The organism is Nostoc linckia z4 (genome assembly GCF_002608075.1).
Lineage (GTDB): Bacteria > Cyanobacteriota > Cyanobacteriia > Cyanobacteriales > Nostocaceae > Nostoc > Nostoc linckia.
Genome location: NZ_LAHA01000102.1, coordinates 1 through 17700, shown reverse-complemented (window position 1 = coordinate 17700; position 17700 = coordinate 1). Strand labels below are relative to the sequence as shown.

Annotated in this window: 11 protein-coding genes, 2 pseudogenes and 1 CRISPR repeat array; of the genes and pseudogenes, 9 read left to right on the top strand and 4 right to left on the bottom strand. The window is 39.6% G+C overall.

What is annotated here, in order from left to right:
• From VF06_RS37475 to VF06_RS37460, 4 genes are all read left to right on the top strand, one after another.
• The coding region (locus VF06_RS37475; protein WP_257208161.1) for a S8 family serine peptidase at window positions 1–1900 on the top strand (1900 nt) is incomplete at its 5' end.
• Between the two features lie 109 nt (window positions 1901–2009).
• Window positions 2010–2939: an SPFH domain-containing protein gene (locus VF06_RS37470; protein ID WP_099072555.1), complete on the top strand. Its 930-nt coding sequence runs from the start codon at window positions 2010–2012 to the stop codon at window positions 2937–2939.
• 221 nt (window positions 2940–3160) lie between these two features.
• Window positions 3161–3385 carry a type II toxin-antitoxin system antitoxin gene (locus tag VF06_RS37465; protein WP_099072554.1) on the top strand — a complete coding sequence of 75 codons (225 nt, stop codon included), beginning with the start codon at window positions 3161–3163 and terminating at the stop codon, window positions 3383–3385.
• Window positions 3386–3924: 539 nt separating this feature from the next.
• Window positions 3925–5316 (top strand): hypothetical protein, encoded by a 1392-nt coding sequence (locus VF06_RS37460; protein ID WP_099072556.1) that lies wholly within the window; start codon window positions 3925–3927, stop codon window positions 5314–5316.
• Window positions 5317–5587: 271 nt separating this feature from the next.
• Here the strand turns inward: VF06_RS37460 and VF06_RS37455 are convergent, their stop codons facing one another.
• Window positions 5588–6208, bottom strand: coding sequence for a site-2 protease family protein (locus tag VF06_RS37455; protein ID WP_099072553.1), 621 nt, complete (start codon window positions 6206–6208; stop codon window positions 5588–5590).
• Window positions 6209–6882: 674 nt separating this feature from the next.
• Here VF06_RS37455 and VF06_RS37450 point away from each other — a divergent pair.
• From VF06_RS37450 to VF06_RS37440, 4 genes and pseudogenes are all read left to right on the top strand, one after another.
• A pseudogene (locus VF06_RS37450) lies at window positions 6883–7059 on the top strand (DUF4212 domain-containing protein); the annotation flags it as partial.
• Between the two features lie 557 nt (window positions 7060–7616).
• Window positions 7617–9197, top strand: coding sequence for a group II intron reverse transcriptase/maturase (locus VF06_RS37445; protein WP_099072551.1), 1581 nt, complete (start codon window positions 7617–7619; stop codon window positions 9195–9197).
• Window positions 9198–9284: 87 nt separating this feature from the next.
• A pseudogene (locus tag VF06_RS39980) lies at window positions 9285–9389 on the top strand (hypothetical protein); the annotation flags it as partial.
• A gap of 9 nt (window positions 9390–9398) precedes the next feature.
• The gene (locus tag VF06_RS37440; protein ID WP_099072550.1) at window positions 9399–11054 is read left to right on the top strand and encodes a sodium:solute symporter family protein; all 1656 of its coding nucleotides are present in this window, start codon (window positions 9399–9401) and stop codon (window positions 11052–11054) included.
• Here the strand turns inward: VF06_RS37440 and VF06_RS41795 are convergent.
• The 3 genes from VF06_RS41795 to VF06_RS37425 form a co-directional block, all read right to left on the bottom strand.
• Window positions 11016–11186 (bottom strand): hypothetical protein, encoded by a 171-nt coding sequence (locus VF06_RS41795; protein WP_180267629.1) that lies wholly within the window; start codon window positions 11184–11186, stop codon window positions 11016–11018. The two genes, VF06_RS37440 and VF06_RS41795, sit on opposite strands and share 39 nt — an antisense overlap.
• A 5-nt stretch (window positions 11187–11191) precedes the next feature.
• Complete coding sequence (locus VF06_RS37430) at window positions 11192–12034, bottom strand: tetratricopeptide repeat protein (RefSeq protein WP_099072887.1); 843 nt, start codon at window positions 12032–12034, stop codon at window positions 11192–11194.
• A 559-nt stretch (window positions 12035–12593) separates the two neighbouring features.
• The gene (locus tag VF06_RS37425) at window positions 12594–13514 is read right to left on the bottom strand and encodes a ribonuclease D (protein WP_099072888.1); all 921 of its coding nucleotides are present in this window, start codon (window positions 13512–13514) and stop codon (window positions 12594–12596) included.
• A 493-nt stretch (window positions 13515–14007) separates the two neighbouring features.
• Here VF06_RS37425 and VF06_RS37420 point away from each other — a divergent pair, with 493 nt between their 5' ends.
• The gene (locus tag VF06_RS37420; RefSeq protein ID WP_099072889.1) at window positions 14008–14478 is read left to right on the top strand and encodes a BON domain-containing protein; all 471 of its coding nucleotides are present in this window, start codon (window positions 14008–14010) and stop codon (window positions 14476–14478) included.
• A 618-nt stretch (window positions 14479–15096) separates the two neighbouring features.
• Window positions 15097–16803: direct repeats of the CRISPR family, unit length 36 nt; unit sequence CTTTACCGATTGCTTTAAATCGGAATTAATGGAAAC.
• Window positions 16804–17700 lie beyond the last annotated feature (897 nt).

Sequence of the window (17700 nt, the reverse complement as noted above, 5' to 3'; positions counted from 1 at the left end):
CTATCAACAAACAAAGTTTTATCTTTCAACAAATACAACCCTAAGCAACGATGATATATATTTAGGTTCTGATTATCTCAGTCCAATAGCTGCCGGTGCTTCTAGCGGTTCAACAACTACAATTAACATCAATAATAGCATCGCGGTAGGTAATTATTATCTGTTATATCAAGCTGATGGTAATAACAATATCGCCGAAAGTAATGAAAATAATAATATTGTTGCTAAAGCGATCGCCATTAARAAAGCTGATTTAATTATCCAAAATGCTGTTAATYCYAGYGTAGGGTCAGTGGGTGAAAGTATTGAAGTCAGCTATCAAGTGAAAAATCAAGGCACGGGTAGTGCAGGSTATCAACAAACAAAGTTTTATCTTTCAACAAATACAACCCTAAGCAACGATGATATATATTTAGGTTCTGATTATCTCAGTCCAATAGCTGCCGGTGCTTCTAGCGGTTCAACAACTACAATTAACATTGATAATAGCATTGCAGCAGGTAATTATTACCTGTTATATCAAGCTGATGGTAATAACAATATCGCCGAAAGTAATGAAAATAATAATATTGTTGCTAAAGCGATCGCCATTAAGAAAGCTGATTTAATTATCCAAAATGCTGTTAATCCGACTAGTGCGTCAACGGGTAGCAATATTCAAATTAGCTATCAAGTGAAAAATCAAGGCACTGGTAATGCTGGTTATAGCTACACCAAGCTTTATTTATCCAAAGATGGAATTCTCAGCAATGAAGATATCTTATTGAATTCTGAATACACCAGCAGCATTGCATCTGGAAGTTACAGCAGCGAAACATTTTCAATTCAGATTAGCAAAACTATCGCTGGGGGTAGCTACTACATACTGTATCAAGCTGATGGTAGTAACAATATTGCCGAAAGCAATGAAAGTAATAACATTGTTGCCAAAGCTATTACCATCATCAAAAATATCGGTTATGACACCACCGATGGTTATGGCTTAATTAATGCAGCAGCAGCAGTCGCTAAAGCCCTTGGCCAGACTACCTTTGCTGATGTTCCTAACCTGGGCGGTAATGATTGGGGAGCCGACCTCGTAAAAGCTCCAGAGGTGTGGGCAAAGGGATATACAGGTAAGGGTGTTGTCGTTGCTGTGCTAGATACTGGAGTCGATCGCAATCATTCAGACTTGAGCAATAATATCTGGAAGAATACCAAAGAAATTGCTGGCAACGGCAAAGATGATGATGGCAATGGCTACATTGATGATGTCTATGGCTGGAACTTCGACAGCAATAACAACAACACCCTAGATGTCAATAGTCATGGAACCCATGTCGCTGGAACCATCGCCGGAGTGAAAAATGGTGTCGGTGTTACAGGTATTGCTTATGATGCCAAGATTATGCCAGTTAAAGTCCTTGGTGATAGTGGCTCTGGCGAAGATAGTGGGGTAGCTAAAGGCATTCGTTACGCCGTGGATAACGGAGCTAATGTCATTAACCTCAGCTTAGGCGGCGATGAACCCAACAGCGAAATAGAATCAGCCATTAAATATGCTGCTAGCAAAGGTGTAATTGTCGTCATGGCAGCAGGTAATTCTAGCGGTTCCGAACCTATTTATCCTGCCCGTTATGCCAAGAACTGGGGGCTAGCTGTTGGGGCAATTGATAAGTATCAAGATATGGCTTACTTCTCCAACGAAGCCGGAACAACTACACTCCCCTACGTCACAGCTCCAGGAGTCGATATCTACTCCACATTACCAGGTAACAGCTATGGCTTTAAAGATGGAACATCAATGGCAACTCCCCACGTTGCCGGAGTCATAGCCTTGATGTTGAGTGCAAAGAAAGGTCTAACCGATGCCCAAGTACGTCAGATTGTCACCTCAACAGCAGCAAACAGTTTAGCCTAAAAAAAATGTAGAGACGTTGCATTGCAACGTCTCCACGTCTTGGTAAATTCCTATTTTTGAAATTAAAGTGATATCATTTTAATATCGAAAAAACTTGTAGGAACAGACAATGAAGCACCAAATCAGAGAATTTCCTGCTTTTAAAATCAACGGCTTCATAGCTTTGAGCATAGTCATAGCTTTAGCCATTTTTGGCAGTTGGCAGGTTTGGTCAACAATACAGCAATTATTAGAATTCTTAGGTAGAAGCCTGAGGGTGGGAGATTTTGCCGATTTAGCAGAAATAGGTGCATGGTTAGGAGCGACACTCATCGCAGTAGTCATTCCCTCACTATCAGGTTTCTTAACAGTCGAGCCAAATCAAGCAATAGTATTAGTGTTTTTCGGACGTTACGTTGGTACGATTCAAGAAGCAGGGTTTTGGTGGACTAATCCTTTTACTGATAAACGCAAGGTATCTTTACGAGTTCGCAACTTTAACAGCAAAATATTAAAAGTCAACGATGCTCAAGGCAGTCCAATCGAAATTGCGGCTGTCATAGTATGGCAAGTGATAGAACCAGCCAAATCTAAATTTGCCGTTGATGACTACGAGCAATTTGTCGCTATCCAAAGCGAGACAGCGATACGTACTTTAGCAATTCGCTATCCCTATGACGCACCTGATGAACAATCAATTCCTTCATTGCGTGCAGTACCAGATGAAATTGCGCTTTTCTTGCAAAAAGAATTGCAAGCCAGACTTGAAGTTGCAGGAGTTGAAGTATTAGAAGCAAAACTTTCTCACCTTGCATACGCCCCAGAAATTGCTCAAATGATGTTGCGTCGTCAACAAGCCAAAGCAATGATTGATGCACGGCGGCAAATTGTTGAAAGTGCAGTGGGAATGGTTGATGAAGCACTAAAACGGATAAGCGAACAACAAATTATTGACTTGGATGATGAACGCAAAGCCGCTATGATTAACAATCTACTGGTTGTCTTAACCTCAGAACAAAACATTCAACCAGTAATTAACACTGGTAGCCTTTACACCTAATATCCATTTGTAATTCATAATTAAGCAATTCACATTGTAAGTAGATGGACATAAATAAATATAATATGTTCTGTCATTGCGAGCGAAGCGAAGCAATCGCAAAGTCTCTGGGATTGCTTCGCTTCGCTCGCAATGACATCTTAGATTTAATCATGACTATCTACTTATTTAGGATTCAAGGTTTGAATTGGTTGCCAAATTTTAGAAAATTGGTATAAAAGATGAGCCAGAAAAAACGGTTTTTACTGCGTTTAGACCTTGAATTATACGAAGTACTGGAAAAATGGTCTGCTGATGAATTAAGGAGTGTTAACGCGCAAATTGAGTATCTTTTAACAGAAGCAGCACGCAAAACAGGCAGATGGAAAGAAAAGAAGCGTCAAAAAGATACTAAACGCCTGAAGATGGATACACAAATACAAAACAAGTCAGATGATGAATCCTGAATTCCAGACTCGTATTGCCCAAGTAGATAATATAGGGGATTTGCAAATAAAAAAATATTCTATAGAAGATTGTTGACCGTTAACAGTCAAGGCTTTAACTGAAATTTATTAAAAATGTTCGTAGTAAGGACTTTAGTCCTTGATTTTTAAGCACTAAAGTGCTTACTACGAACCTTTCACAACTAATGAGACAGACCACTAGCGTCAGTCCTATGAATGCTAGACGTGACAAATTGGAAATTTTATAGTACAATTGTACTATAAAAGATAAATATCCAGTGAGTATATGACCTGGAAATGCCCAAAGTTTCAACAGAATGTGTTTGATGGCTAGTTTTTGAATCTAATTTGCTGTTGTTTGTTTGCTATTGACGGTTTACAGTGAACTTTCAACAACTTGAAGCACAATAATTTATTTTTTGAAGTTACCCTATTGGCCAATTTCAACATAAATTTGGCATGATTTTTGGCGTATTTTGTCTCGATTTTTTACATTTTAAATTGCATATATACACATCAATTTTATGGAAGGAGACAACATGGAAACTAATAAAATTTCTTTAGTAGAACTCATCCAAATTTTTACAGAATATCGCCACAATATTATTGTCAACATCAAGCACCTGCAAGAACATTATCAAAGAACAAGTGTCAAGCGTGTTCGGGGTGTGAGAGACATAAATGGAGAACTAATTCAACCTTGGTTGCAAACGGAAAATGTAGATCGAGCAGAGTATGTTGGTATGGGCGAATTTCACTTTAATCGCAATACCGCTACTATCAATATGCTGATTAAACGAAAAGTCAAACTTACTCAATCGGCAGACCAAACTCCCACTCTTGAGGTAGCAGGTTTATTAGTCAATGACCTCAATAGCTTTAACAACTATACCATTGTCAGTGATGGGAAAATCAACGTCAAATCTTTACAAGTTAAAATTAGCAGTAAAAAAGCCTTTGATTTGCTTAAAGAAAAAGGTGTGTTAAATGCGAAAAATTTTGATTTTCGTGCTGAACATACCATCCAGCTAGATAATTTGCCCCTTGTGGCTACTGATATCTATTACAGCAGCATTGATGGACTATTCAATAAATTGGCAGAAATTAAAGTACTTATTAGTATTATTTCTGCTCATTTAAAAAGAGAATCAGATGTATTTGTTGCGGAACAATTAGATGAATTTAAAAAACATTATCTATCCAAAAATATCTACATCAACTTTCCCACAACTAATGAATATACAGATATTCATACAGCTTTAATTAATGGAACTGTGGAATCCAGATTGAGCTATAAAATTGACATCGGTAGTCAAGATATACTGAACTTCAGCAAGTTGCATTCAGCTAACAAATTTTTGAATAGAATGTATCGCCTTTATGATAAGCGCACTCAAGAACTTATTACCAAAGCGAGTTTTGAGATGGCATTTAATCAAAATCTTGCTGTTAGACAAAGGCTACTGTCATCACGCACCAAAATTACGAAAGTGGATGAGTTGATGAAACCGATTTTTGATGATTTTCTGGGGCTTGAGCAAAATGGGGTAGTTGCAGATATTCTGAAGAAAGTTGGTGCTGATACTTTGGCAAAGTTGTTGCAGGATAAACAAGCTGGTAAGCAAATCGATAAAGAAGAAATGGTTGCAGCATTAACAGTAGCAAATACCCAACTAGAGGAATATGCAGAAAAAATCTACCAAGGCAAAATTTCTGCTTTGGTATTTTACATCGGGTGTACTGGAGTATTGCCAGAAAACATGTCAGCAAAAGCTATGACTGCTGAAGAAGCTGCTGCCAAATACCCAAATTTGCAATTTTCTAAAAATGAGCAACAAGGTACTTTTTTTGCAGTTGGTGATAGTATTATCGGCATCTATACGAAAACTGAATATTACAGCAAAAATACGCCGACATTAAATCATTTGTAAATGTAACCTCAGAGCAATACGCTTGATGTTAAGAAATATCCTTTGTGAAGGCAAGAAAACTTGTTATTTAGGGACTTGCAAATAAAAAAATAATCAACTACTTCTTGTGAAGTGGGCGTCTCGCCCGCCCCAAGCCAAGGGCGGACAAGATGTCCACCCCACAAGTACTGGTAATTAATTTGTTGGAAGTTCCTTAGTTAGTAGTGAGGACTTTAGTCCTTACTACAAATCTTTAGTTATTGACATCATTTTATGTAATATTTAAATTCAACTAAAAACTTATTGATTCTCCAAGCATTGACTGGATAACTAAGTTAGCAATATCACTCAACCCTATGCCAAATTCGGGAATTATAAATAGCAACATCATTGCAAATAGTCCGAAGTAGCTATTCTCTAATGGCTTTAATTTGGGGAAAATTTCACTGAAGACATGAAAGCCATCAAGGGGTGGAATTGGCAAGAGGTTAAATAGAAATAACATCAAATTTATCCGAGCCGCTAAGTAAAGAAACTCGATACTAAAGAGTGCTGAAAAATTTAAATTAGCGAGAAGTTTCATCACTAAAATAAATATAATGCCCAAGGTGAGATTTGATAATGGCCCAGCTGCGGATACCAAAATATTGCCTAGCTTGCGAGAGCGAAATTTAGAAGGGTTGACTGGCATTTGTCCCCAGGCTATACCCATGAGACAGAGAAAGATAATCGATTCCTTGCCCATGTGAACTACAGGGTTGAGGGTGAGATGACCAGTTTTTTGTGGAGTGTTATCTCCTTGACTCATTGCAGCCCAGCCGTGAGCAAGTTCGTGTAAAGTAATGGAAAATATGACAATGATAATAATTCTAAAAAAATAAATCGGCTCTGTGAATAGCGTTTCAATAAACATATATGCGGTTCGTGGTGTGGTAGAAGTTAAAATTTCGGCTTTTTGAGGGCTAAGTTAAAAGGTGCATCTCACTTTTGTAGATCGATCTCTATCTACAAACTTAGATTGATGCTTTTCGCATTCTTTCAGAGATATTTTTACCAATGTCATGTTTCAGTGAGCTTTTCTCGCATTCATGATGAAAATCTCATCTAGATTAAATGCGTAATTTTAGTATCATGATTTACTAAAAATTAGTAAGAGCCACTTATACAATCAGGAAATGCTGATAATTAATGTTATTAAATTAACTACGTAAATAATACAGTAAGTTTTGGTATCTTTTTATAGAAAAAAGTAACTTAGTTAATTGATGGCTAGTTGCTGATACATCTAACATCAAAGCATTTAATAGCATTTGCTGGTGTTAGTTTCCTGGTAATTAACACGTAAAGTTTTTTAAATATTTGGTATAGTAATTATGATTCAGATTACTGACTGCCGACTGTTTGAGTGTTTGTTAATAAAATTTCACAGTTACAGAAGATTTAATTAGAGCGATTAAAGGATTCTTTGTACTTAGAATCAAATATTTTCCATTAAATTAAATATAAAAATTAATACAGTATCTCATAGCAGAATAACGGGTTCTTGGTATTATCTTTGATGCACTAACACAGTGACCATAAATAACAATGAATGAAAATCAGCGCCGTTCTTATTGGCGTGCTAATACTGCTTTAATTCGCAATCTTTTAATTGTCTGGGCATTAGTTTCTCTGGTTTTCAGCATTTTGTTGGTTCAACCTTTGAATACAATACGATTTTTTGGCGTACCCTTTGGCTTTTGGATGGCGCAGCAAGGATCGATGTGCGATTCGTTGATTAGTGAATCACGGTAATCAGACCGTAAATAACTAATCCAGCCCGACAGCAGATTACTGTCACTAAAGGCTGAACTCTCGGTCAGATGCAAGTGCAAGCCTTGCCATTCAGACTCAGAATTGACTCCTTATCTGCCCACACCGAACAAGCTCGGTTCTTGTAGAGTGAAGCTGGGAACAGGGCGCAATCAGACGACCGTTGCGGGTTGACACTGGCGCTAATAGGGAGTTCCTATGATGAAACAGAGCCTAGAAAAGTGACCTACCTGCAAGCAGGGCGTAACACAAAACCCCTGACTTCACTGGAGAATTAATTCCCGCCGCATTTATTGATAATAACGGCAAGAGTCTAGGGAATCCAGTGGTCAAAGTGGCTACATCTAACGGAACAATCAATCTCTCCGAGGGAACGAATAAAAACGATTTGTGGGTCTAGGGGCAGTCGAACCCCAAGTAGGCTAGACGAGAAGCGGAACTCTCACAAGTCGGGTAGGACAGACCGTAATTGGTCTGAGGTGTTCAGAAAATACAAACTCCAGAAGAGAATGATTAGACACAGTGTCAAAACTAGTGAATCTTGGAAAGGGCTACCGTGGAAGAAATTCCGCAAGACTCTCTTTCGCCTTCAAAAGCGCGTATTTAAAGCTGTTCAAGTTGGAGACAAGCGGAAAGCTAGGTTACTCCAAAAGCTTATTCTTAAATCCACCTCGGCTCGATTTCTTGCAATAAGACAAGTATCTCAGCTAAATGCTGGCAAAAAGACGGCGGGTATTGATGGTAAGAAATCCCTCTCATTTGAAGACCGCTTCAACCTTGAAGAATTACTGAAAATGAACAGTGGAAATTGGAAGCATCAAGGACTACGGGAAATCCCCATCCCCAAGAAGGACGGGACTACCAGAATGCTTAAGATACCAACCATCGCTGATAGAGCTTGGCAATGCCTCGCAAAATATGCACTCGAACCAGCACACGAAGCCACTTTCCACGCTCGGAGTTATGGGTTTAGGACTGGGCGCTCTGCCCATGATGCACAAAAGCAAATCTTTAACAACCTAAGCTCTAACGCCAACGGAATAGAAAAACGAGTCATTGAACTCGATATCGAAAAATGCTTCGATAGGATTAATCACTCAGCAATAATGGACGAACTCATCGCCCCTAAAGGCTTAAAACTCGGTATCTTCCGATGCCTTAAGGCAGGGGTTAACCCAGAATTTCCCGAACAAGGAACCCCACAAGGGGGAGTGGTCAGCCCATTACTAGCAAACATCGCACTCAACGGAATTGAGAGTATTCATCGATACCACGACGGTCACAAACGAGGTAAGAAAATCACAGACAACACCCCAAAAGGGAGCATTGTCGAGCCATCAATCCGTTATGCGGATGACATGGTTATTATACTCCGCCCCGAAGATAATGCGATAGAGATACTTGAAAGAATCAGCGATTTCCTCCGCAAACGCGGAATGAATGTAAGCCAAAAGAAAACCAAAGTTACCGCCGCGACAGATGGGTTTGATTTCCTCGGATGGAACTTCAAAGTCCAGAAAAACGGAAAGTTCAAAAGTATTCCCTCTGTGGATAATTTCAAAGCTTTTTGTAAGAAAGTAAAACACATCGTCAACAACTCGAATTATGGTGCTAAGGAAAAAGCCACAAGGCTGGCTCCAATAGTTAGAGGCTGGAGAAACTACCATAAGTTTTGCAAGATGGATGGGGCGAGGAATTCCTTATACCACATCGAAACAAGGGCTTATAAGGTATTTAACAAGGAAACCAAGCAAGACCGCTACTCTAGTAAAACGTTGCTAGACAAAGCATTTGCAGCAGTTCCTTACTCCGAGAACAAACACGTCATGGTTCAAGGAATAAAATCCCCCTATGACGGTGAGATAGCCTACTGGAGCGAACGTAAAAGCAAGCTCTACGATGGTGAAACCTCTAAAACTCTTAAGAAGCAAAACCATAGATGTGCTTCCTGCGGTTTAAAATTCATCGATGAAGAACGGGTTCACCTGCATCACATCGACGAAAATCACGCCAACTGGAAGAAAAATAATCTTGAAGCAATTCACGAGAGTTGCCACGATTATAAACACATGAGCAAAAGCACAAGCTAAGAACATCGGAAGCTGGGTGCGGTGAAAGTCGCACGCCCAGATTTAACTGAGAGTTGCCCCGAATAATATCGGGCATCGACTCAACCCTTGACTTTTGTGGGATTGATTTTCATTTATGCGTTCCAAATGGACAAGCTAGACCGCAAATACAATACCAGCAAGCAAGAAGACGAATACAATCTCAGGAAGTGAGGAAAAACTGTGTCAGTTGAAACTTGGACTATTGTCATAGTTGGACTTTCTTTCGTTGCCTACCTTTATATTGGTTGGCAATCACGAGTGGAAAGTTCCAAAGATTTTTTTATTGCAGGTCAGGGAGTACCTTCAATTGCTAATGGTGCGGCTACTGCTGCTGACTGGATGTCCGCAGCTTCGTTTATTTCAATGGCCGGGCTGATTTCTTTTTTGGGCTACGACGGTTCTATTTTTTTAATGGGCTGGACTGGTGGCTATGTACTACTAGCATTATTGTTAGCTCCCTACCTGCGGAAATTTGGTAAGTATACAGTGCCAGATTTCGTAGGCGATCGCTACTACTCTAATATTGCTCGTTTAGTGGCTGTAATTGCAGCTATTTTCGTTTCCCTCACCTACGTTGCAGGTCAAATGCGGGGTGTGGGCATTGTTTTTAGTCGCTTCCTACAAGTAGATATCAACACAGGCGTGATTATCGGTATGATAATCGTCGGCTTTTTCTCTGTGTTGGGAGGTATGAAAGGCATCACCTGGACACAAGTAGCTCAGTACGGAGTATTGATTGTTGCTTACTTAATTCCAGCGATCGCCATCGCTTGGTTTCTCACCGGCAATCCCATTCCTCAACTTGCATTTACCTTCAGTAACGTTGCTGATAAACTCAATCAAATCCAGCTTGACTTGGGATTTAAGCAATATACTGAGCCATTTGTTAACAAAACCATGTTGGATGTACTGTTTACCACCATCGCCTTGATGGTAGGTACAGCCGGCTTACCTCATATTATAGTGCGGTTCTATACAGTACCAAGCGTGCGTGCTGCTCGCTTTTCCGCTGGTTGGGCACTGTTATTTATTGCCATTCTTTATACAACGGCTCCCGCCCTTTCTATGTTTGCCCGTTATAACCTGATTGATTCCCTACACAATCAGACAGTTACACAAGTGCAACAACTAGACTGGGCCACTAAATGGGAAAAAACTAAACTGCTAAGCTTTGACGACAAAAATAAAGATGGTCGTTTTCAGTTGACTCCCAAAAAAGACACCAACGAAATTAACATCGACCGAGACATTATTGTGCTTTCCACCCCAGAAGTAGCTAACCTTCCTCCTTGGGTGATTGGTTTAGTGGCGGCTGGCGGCTTAGCTGCTGCTTTGTCCACAGCATCCGGTTTATTACTGGTAATTTCCAGTTCCATCGCCCATGATATCTACTACCGCATAATAGATTCCACCGCTTCAGAAAAAAAACGGGTATTTGTGGGACGCATCATGGTAGGTTTTTCCCTCGTCCTCGCCGGATATTTTGGAGTAAATCCGCCGGGATTTGTCAGCGAAGTAGTAGCTTTTGCCTTTGGTTTAGCTGCTGCTAGCTTCTTTCCAGTAATTTTTCTGGGAATTTTCGACAAACGCACCAATGCTGAAGGTGCGATCGCCGGAATGTTGACGGGTTTAATTTTCACCATCATTTACATTGTCAGCGTGAAATTTGGCGGCGTCCAACCCTGGTTTTTTGGTGTTTCTCCCGAAGGAATCGGTACCTTGGGCATGATTATCAACTTCATAGTCACCCTAATAGTTTCTCGCCTCACACCACCTCCACCAGCAGAAATTCAAGCCCTAGTAGAAGATCTGCGTACACCGATTATTGAACAATAGGGCATGGGGCATGGGGCATTGGGCATTGGGCATGGGGCATTGGGCATGGGGCATTGGGCATTGGGCATTAGTTATTCTCCGCGTCCCCGCGTCTCCCCATCTCCCCATCTCCCCATCTCCCCATCTCCCCATCCCCCCTACTGTGCAAGTTCTTTAATATTTCTCGTTACTTGTTGATATAAATCGTTGTTTCCTTGAGTTTGAAAGATGTTTGCTGCTTGTTCTAAGTCTTTAAGTGCCCCTTCTTTGTCTCCATTTTTGGCGCGGGCATTGCCTCGGTTATTGTAGGCAGGGGCAAAATTAGGATTGAGGCGAATCGCTTCATTGTAATCTGCGATCGCTCCTTGTGGATCTCCGTTGGCAGCACGGGCGTTTCCCCGATTATTGTAAGCAATGACATATCTGGGGTTGAGGGCAATGGCTTGGTCAAAATCATCTATCCCTCTGTTTTGTTCTCCCAATGTGGCGCGGGCGTTACCCCGGTTGTTGTAGGCTTCGGCGTAGTTGGGGTTGAGGCGAATTGCTTCACTGTAATCTTTAATTGCTTCTCGGTTGTTTCCCTGTGAGGCGCGGGCATTACCCCGGTTATTGTAGGCTTCGGCGTTGTTGGGATTGATACGCAGTGCTTGATTGTAATCTGCGATCGCTTTTTCTTTATCTCCTAAATCAAAATAAGCTAATCCCCTGCTGTTATATGCAGCAACATACTCAGAATTTTCATTAATTGCCTTATCGTAGGAAGCAATGGCCGCTTGCAAATCGCCATTGATATGCTGATTTTTTCCCTGGACATAAAATGCCTCAGCTTTGGTTTTGATAGCTGAACGGCGGGTAGGTGGATTAACTCCGACTTCTGTAATCAATACATTGTTATTCTTAGTGCAAGAAACGCTACTAATTGCTGTCAATGTAGTAAAAATAACTATGGTAAATACTTTATTTACCTTTATTTCATTCTGCCTAAATAAACGCCGTGTCATAAGTTAAGATAAACTACCCTAAAGAATAATTCAGAATTCAGAACTCAGAAGTCAGAAGTCAGAAGTCAGACAAGAAAATCTGGTGACTGGCGTCTTCATTATTTCTTGATAACGCCTGAAATAAACTAATTCCAAAATCTAAATTTTAATTCTTTAGCAGAAAAATTATTCTAACTTTTGATACAGCTTGCAAAAAATTTTAAATTTTAAATTTTACACAAAAATTTATACCGTATTTTTACAAAAAAAAATGTCAATTTACAGTAGTTGCGTGGCAAGGCTAAAATAGTTTATTAATAAACTCTTGTGGGGTGGGCATCCTGCCCGCCCGGACGGGTGAGGACACCCATCCCACAATAAAATCTATTGCAACATTTTAGACTTGCCACGCCACTACATTGATTTGATATATATTTTTAACTTTGGTTATTTAAACTTTATTAATTCTAACTTCTGAATTCTGACTTCTGAATTCTGACTTCTGAATTCTGACTTCTGAATTCTGACTTCTGAATTCTGACTTCTGAATTCTGACTTCTGAATTCTGAATTCTGATTTACTACTCATTTTCTATTTCAGCATCGTGAGTTTTAGGAATTAATCGCCAAGCGGTGGTTTTGTCAACTTCTACAGACAATTGTTCTAGATTTTGCCCTAAATCTTTTTGGAGTTTCTGAGTTAATGTAATGGGAAAATCTAAATCAAGACCTTGGTTTTGGGCTAGATTTGCCAATTGGGTAAAGGTGGTTTTGATTGTGGTACGGTCATAACTACTTAGCTTATAATCAGCAGTTTCAGATATATTCTGGGCTTGCATAGCTTTTTTGATCCGTTCTTGTAAATGCTCGAATTCGGAATTTAATAATTTATATTGCTGCTCAAGTTGCGAGGATTTAGCACTCAGAATTGTTAAATCTTCCGTTGTGGGTTCGGGGTTAGCTTTGGTTTGTAATTTTAATAAATTTGAGTGAATTTGAGCTAAATAAATACAATCTAGGTAAGCATATTCTATTTGTTCTTCACTGAGAGGACGTTTTCCCCAATCGCTTTGTTGTTCTTGTTTGTCGATATTGTTAAAACTACAAAGTGCAGTGGCTATTGTTTGGAGTTGGTAATTTGGCAATGGCAAGAGATAATAAGGAATTTTTTTGGCCATTTCTAAAGTACAAGTAATATTTTTTGCTTTTTTATTACCGAGAAATTTTAAATCATAACTGGCATTATGAAAAACTTTTTCAATATTAGGATTTAACATGATTTCTTGAATAAATTCAGCTATAATATCAGGCTGAACTAGGACATCTAAAAGATAAACGCGATCGCCACTCATATCATCAGCATCATCTAATACCTGAATCAGCGATAGCTTGGGATTGCGGCTTTTATAGTCAGCCACTTCTGTATCTAGCCACAGGGTTTTAGCATGAGTATATTCAGCGACAATAGCGCGAATTTCCCGTGCAGATGTAAGGTAGGGCATTGGCGAATCTTTCCTGGTACTTTGGGCGTTTTAAGCAAGCCATAGTTTTTTAAAGTAACATTTTGTTGGTAATTTTGCTGGCATAAAATTGGAAAAATGCTGAAATTTTGAGTTATATCGGTTGTCTTGTTCTAGATATCGCCAAATTTCGTCAAATCTGATAACATTAAATCATTGCTATAGGGTTGCATAGTCTCATTTCAAAAAAACTAGTTAGCATCTACTTGAAATTGATAGATAGCCACAAACCGATGCAAAGCTATACTAGCCAGCAGCCCTAGCAAAATTGAATTGGTGCTTCTCCAAAATTTTAGTCATTGTAGAGACGGGATTTATCGCGTCTTGTGTAGAGACATGATTCATCTGTGTCTCCACAAAGTACAAATGACAGATGACAAATGGCAAACAAAAAATAAGAAATTTTTAACATTTGCTCCTCACCATTACACACAGCTTAAGTAGTCGCTTCAATTACTGAATTCGGAGATAAATAATGAAAAAGCTAATTCCATTTTTAGTTAGTGGTATTCTCGTAATTGGTGCTGTTGGTTGTCAAGAAGCTACTAAAACTGGTTCCGAAACTCCTAGCACCACCAACCAAGAATCCCAACCACCAGCAAAACCAGCTGCTGAAACAAATCCAACTATTGATAAAACTGTTAATGTTCCAGCACAGCCAACTATTGTTCCAGCACCCAGTACCGAGACTAAAACTACAACTGATTCTCTAAAAACTCCAGCAACAAAAGCTGAAAGCGATTTAAAAACTGAAGTCAGTAAAAAGTTGAATCAAGATTTACCAGGGAATAAGTTACAAGTTGAAAATAAAGAGAGTGAAATTATCTTAAAGGGTACAGCTAGTTCTATTGCAGAACTCAAAAAAGCTGAAGCTTTAGCTAAGGAAGTTCCAGGTGTGAAAACGGTGAAGATAGAAGCAAAAATTGAAGCTGTGAAAAAGCAGTAATTAGGTGGTTGATTGTTGATTGTTGATTGTTGACTGTTATCGCTGATAAGAGGTTGTTTTAAAAATCGTTGGCTGTGATTTTACAGCGTTTTTCATCTATTTAAACCACAATCTCTGGTGGGGGCGAACAACCGTTATTGGTGTCAACTTAACGTAAAACCCTTGTAATGACGTTAGAGCAAACTTACTCAATTACTAACTAATCGACAGTCACCCCACCCCGGTTTTGTCTAAAGCCAAAACCTCCCCTCCCCGCCTGCGGGGAGGGGATTGAGGGGTGGGGTAAAATGGCTGTGGGACAAGCGTTTAAGCTTAAGTTGACACCAATGAACAACCGTTCGCCCCTACAACGTGGTTTATTTACCTGAAAATTGCTGTAAAATCATGTGTTGCGATGTGTTGACAATGCACCCTACTAAGGAAGTTTGAAATGTTCATCGACACCACTCGCCGAATGCCCGAAACCCTATATTTTTCGTTAACTGGTGTCGATGCTTTGCAGGGCAAGGATTTGAGCTATGTATTTTACTTAATTTTCCACCAGGTATATAATCTTTTTCAGAGTGGTGTCGATTTAGCGGCTAAAACCCTGACTGGGCAAAGCCTCCTGAACGAACTCTTTACCGATTGCTTTAAATCGGAATTAATGGAAACTTTACCACTACCTCAGCAAGTGGTTTTTCGTCGTCTGCTTTACCGATTGCTTTAAATCGGAATTAATGGAAACAAGAATCACAAAAAGAATGAAACAGACGACAGCGGTTCTTTACCGATTGCTTTAAATCGGAATTAATGGAAACACCATCCGTGATACCTCCTCCAATAATTTCATTAGTGCCTTTACCGATTGCTTTAAATCGGAATTAATGGAAACGCATATACTTCTGAAGTGTTGGTTTGTGGGAAAGATCTTTACCGATTGCTTTAAATCGGAATTAATGGAAACTCGTATTGCGCTTGATTGGCAGCTTGAACAAGCTTTACCGATTGCTTTAAATCGGAATTAATGGAAACTTTACCGTGGCGTATGGGCTTTTCGCTTTAACTTCCTTTACCGATTGCTTTAAATCGGAATTAATGGAAACTTTGTATCAGGTGAACTCATGCTTCCGCTTTTATCGACTTTACCGATTGCTTTAAATCGGAATTAATGGAAACCTGTCCGTAAACCTCAACTGGCACATATTCGACATCTTTACCGATTGCTTTAAATCGGAATGAATGGAAACGTTTGTAAATTACCCTTAGCACTATTTTGTTCCCATCCCTTTACCGATTGCTTTAAATCGGAATGAATGGAAACTTTTTACGGAACTATCTTGTAGTAGAATTGCGTATTCTTTACCGATTGCTTTAAATCGGAATGAATGGAAACCTTGCGGGGATGGGGCCGTACCAGTCACGCCGAGCGCTTTACCGATTGCTTTAAATCGGAATGAATGGAAACTTTTCTTGTAAGATTGATTTCCTAAATTCCCAGTACTTTACCGATTGCTTTAAATCGGAATGAATGGAAACTTCAGAATGCCATCGCTGGCTTTTGTTTCAATTTCCTTTACCGATTGCTTTAAATCGGAATGAATGGAAACTTTCCTGTTGCGCGATGATTGCAAAAATGTCGCGGTACACTTTACCGATCGCTTGAAATCGGAATGAATGGAAACTTCTTAGCTGCGCCGGCAAAAGTGTCGTCGTCTTGCCTTTACCGATCGCTTGAAATCGGAATGAATGGAAACCATTGAGCTACGAGCTTCATCCTGTATACGCAGCTGCTTTACCGATTGCTTGAAATCGGAATGAATGGAAACAAAGGGGTCATCGGCGACGACGACCACATCCTTGCTTTACCGATCGCTTAAAATCGGAATGAATGGAAACGCCTAACACACCATAGACAAACAGCTGTTGTTCGGCCGACTTTACCGATTGCTTTAAATCGGAATTAATGGAAACCCTTTGTTTCGTAGATAGCCGGCGAGTAAACCCGCCACTTTACCGATTGCTTTAAATCGGAATTAATGGAAACCGTCTCACCAGTCTCGGTGTCTGTGATCTCCACCGACTTTACCGATCGCTTAAAATCGGAATGAATGGAAACCTTCTGGTTAGGCACTCCGTTGCGTTCCAGTTGGAAGCACTTTACCGATCGCTTAAAATCGGAATGAATGGAAACCTTCTGGTTAGGCACTCCGTTGCGTTCCAGTTGGAAGCACTTTACCGATCGCTTAAAATCGGAATGAATGGAAACTGTTTCATCATACTATCCGCACCAAACATTACTGTTTGACCCTTTACCGATCGCTTGAAATCGGAATGAATGGGAACCCATGAAAAAGAGAAATCCCCGACTTTTTTAAAAGAGTCGGGGATTTTTTTAACGGATGATTTTAAACAGCTACTTTCTCAACTCTTTATTGCAAGAAATAATCAGCATTTATCAGTAATTTTTTCAAGAATTTTATCTAAACTTGATATTTTAAAGAAATTGAATCAGTAAAAGCCGTAATTGCTTACTCAAAAGCAAGTTTTACTTTCTCAAAACAAGCTTTTACTTTCTCATTTTGGTGTTTTCCGCAAGCCAAAGTAGGTTTTACTTTCTCAAACCCCAGTTTGCTTTCTCATTTTGGTGTTTTCCGCAAGCAAAAGCAGGTTTTACTTTCTCAAACCCCAGTTTGCTTTCTCATTTTGGTGTTTTCCGCAAGCCAAAGCAAGTTTTACTTTCTCAAACCCCAGTTTGCTTTCTCATTTTGGTGTTTTGCATAAGTCAAATGAACTTGGCAGAACTTGTTTTTCAGCTAATAATTTTCTCAGTTTGATGACAGTGGGTGAAGGATGCGTCGCTGTTCTTCCTGCATTCTATGATTCCACTCCAACCAATTAGCTATATAGGCACTGACAGCTTCTTTATTGTGCAAATAATAAAGAATAGTCGCGTAAACTTGTTCTAGTGTTAGTGACAGATAACTTTCGGCAATTTATTCTGGAGTTCAAGCGCGGTGGATAAAATCATAAAGTATGGTTTCAATTCTTATTCTTGTACTGATAGCGTGCCAATTTGGGATTAGACCTCTAGTAAAAGCACTTTTGCACTCTTGTGGAAAAAGAATGCATCTCAATATGGTTCGGATAAGCAGTATGAACTTCCCTTGTGGTCTGGGAAAAAGTTAAGGGGTAAAGGGATTTGGATGTATTTGAAACCTTTCCCCTTCCCCCTTTCCCCTT

Bases quoted from the DNA above. Each gene is read 5' to 3' on its own strand.
- VF06_RS37470 (WP_099072555.1), top strand. From the start codon at position 2,010: ATGAAGCACCAAATCAGAGAATTTCCTGCTTTTAAAATCAACGGCTTC.
- VF06_RS37465 (WP_099072554.1), top strand. From the start codon at position 3,161: ATGAGCCAGAAAAAACGGTTTTTACTGCGTTTAGACCTTGAATTATAC.
- VF06_RS37460 (WP_099072556.1), top strand. From the start codon at position 3,925: ATGGAAACTAATAAAATTTCTTTAGTAGAACTCATCCAAATTTTTACA.
- VF06_RS37455 (WP_099072553.1), bottom strand. From the start codon at position 6,208: ATGTTTATTGAAACGCTATTCACAGAGCCGATTTATTTTTTTAGAATT.
- VF06_RS37445 (WP_099072551.1), top strand. From the start codon at position 7,617: ATGATTAGACACAGTGTCAAAACTAGTGAATCTTGGAAAGGGCTACCG.
- VF06_RS41795 (WP_180267629.1), bottom strand. From the start codon at position 11,186: ATGGGGAGATGGGGAGATGGGGAGATGGGGAGATGGGGAGACGCGGGG.
- VF06_RS37430 (WP_099072887.1), bottom strand. From the start codon at position 12,034: ATGACACGGCGTTTATTTAGGCAGAATGAAATAAAGGTAAATAAAGTA.
- VF06_RS37425 (WP_099072888.1), bottom strand. From the start codon at position 13,514: ATGCCCTACCTTACATCTGCACGGGAAATTCGCGCTATTGTCGCTGAA.
- VF06_RS37420 (WP_099072889.1), top strand. From the start codon at position 14,008: ATGAAAAAGCTAATTCCATTTTTAGTTAGTGGTATTCTCGTAATTGGT.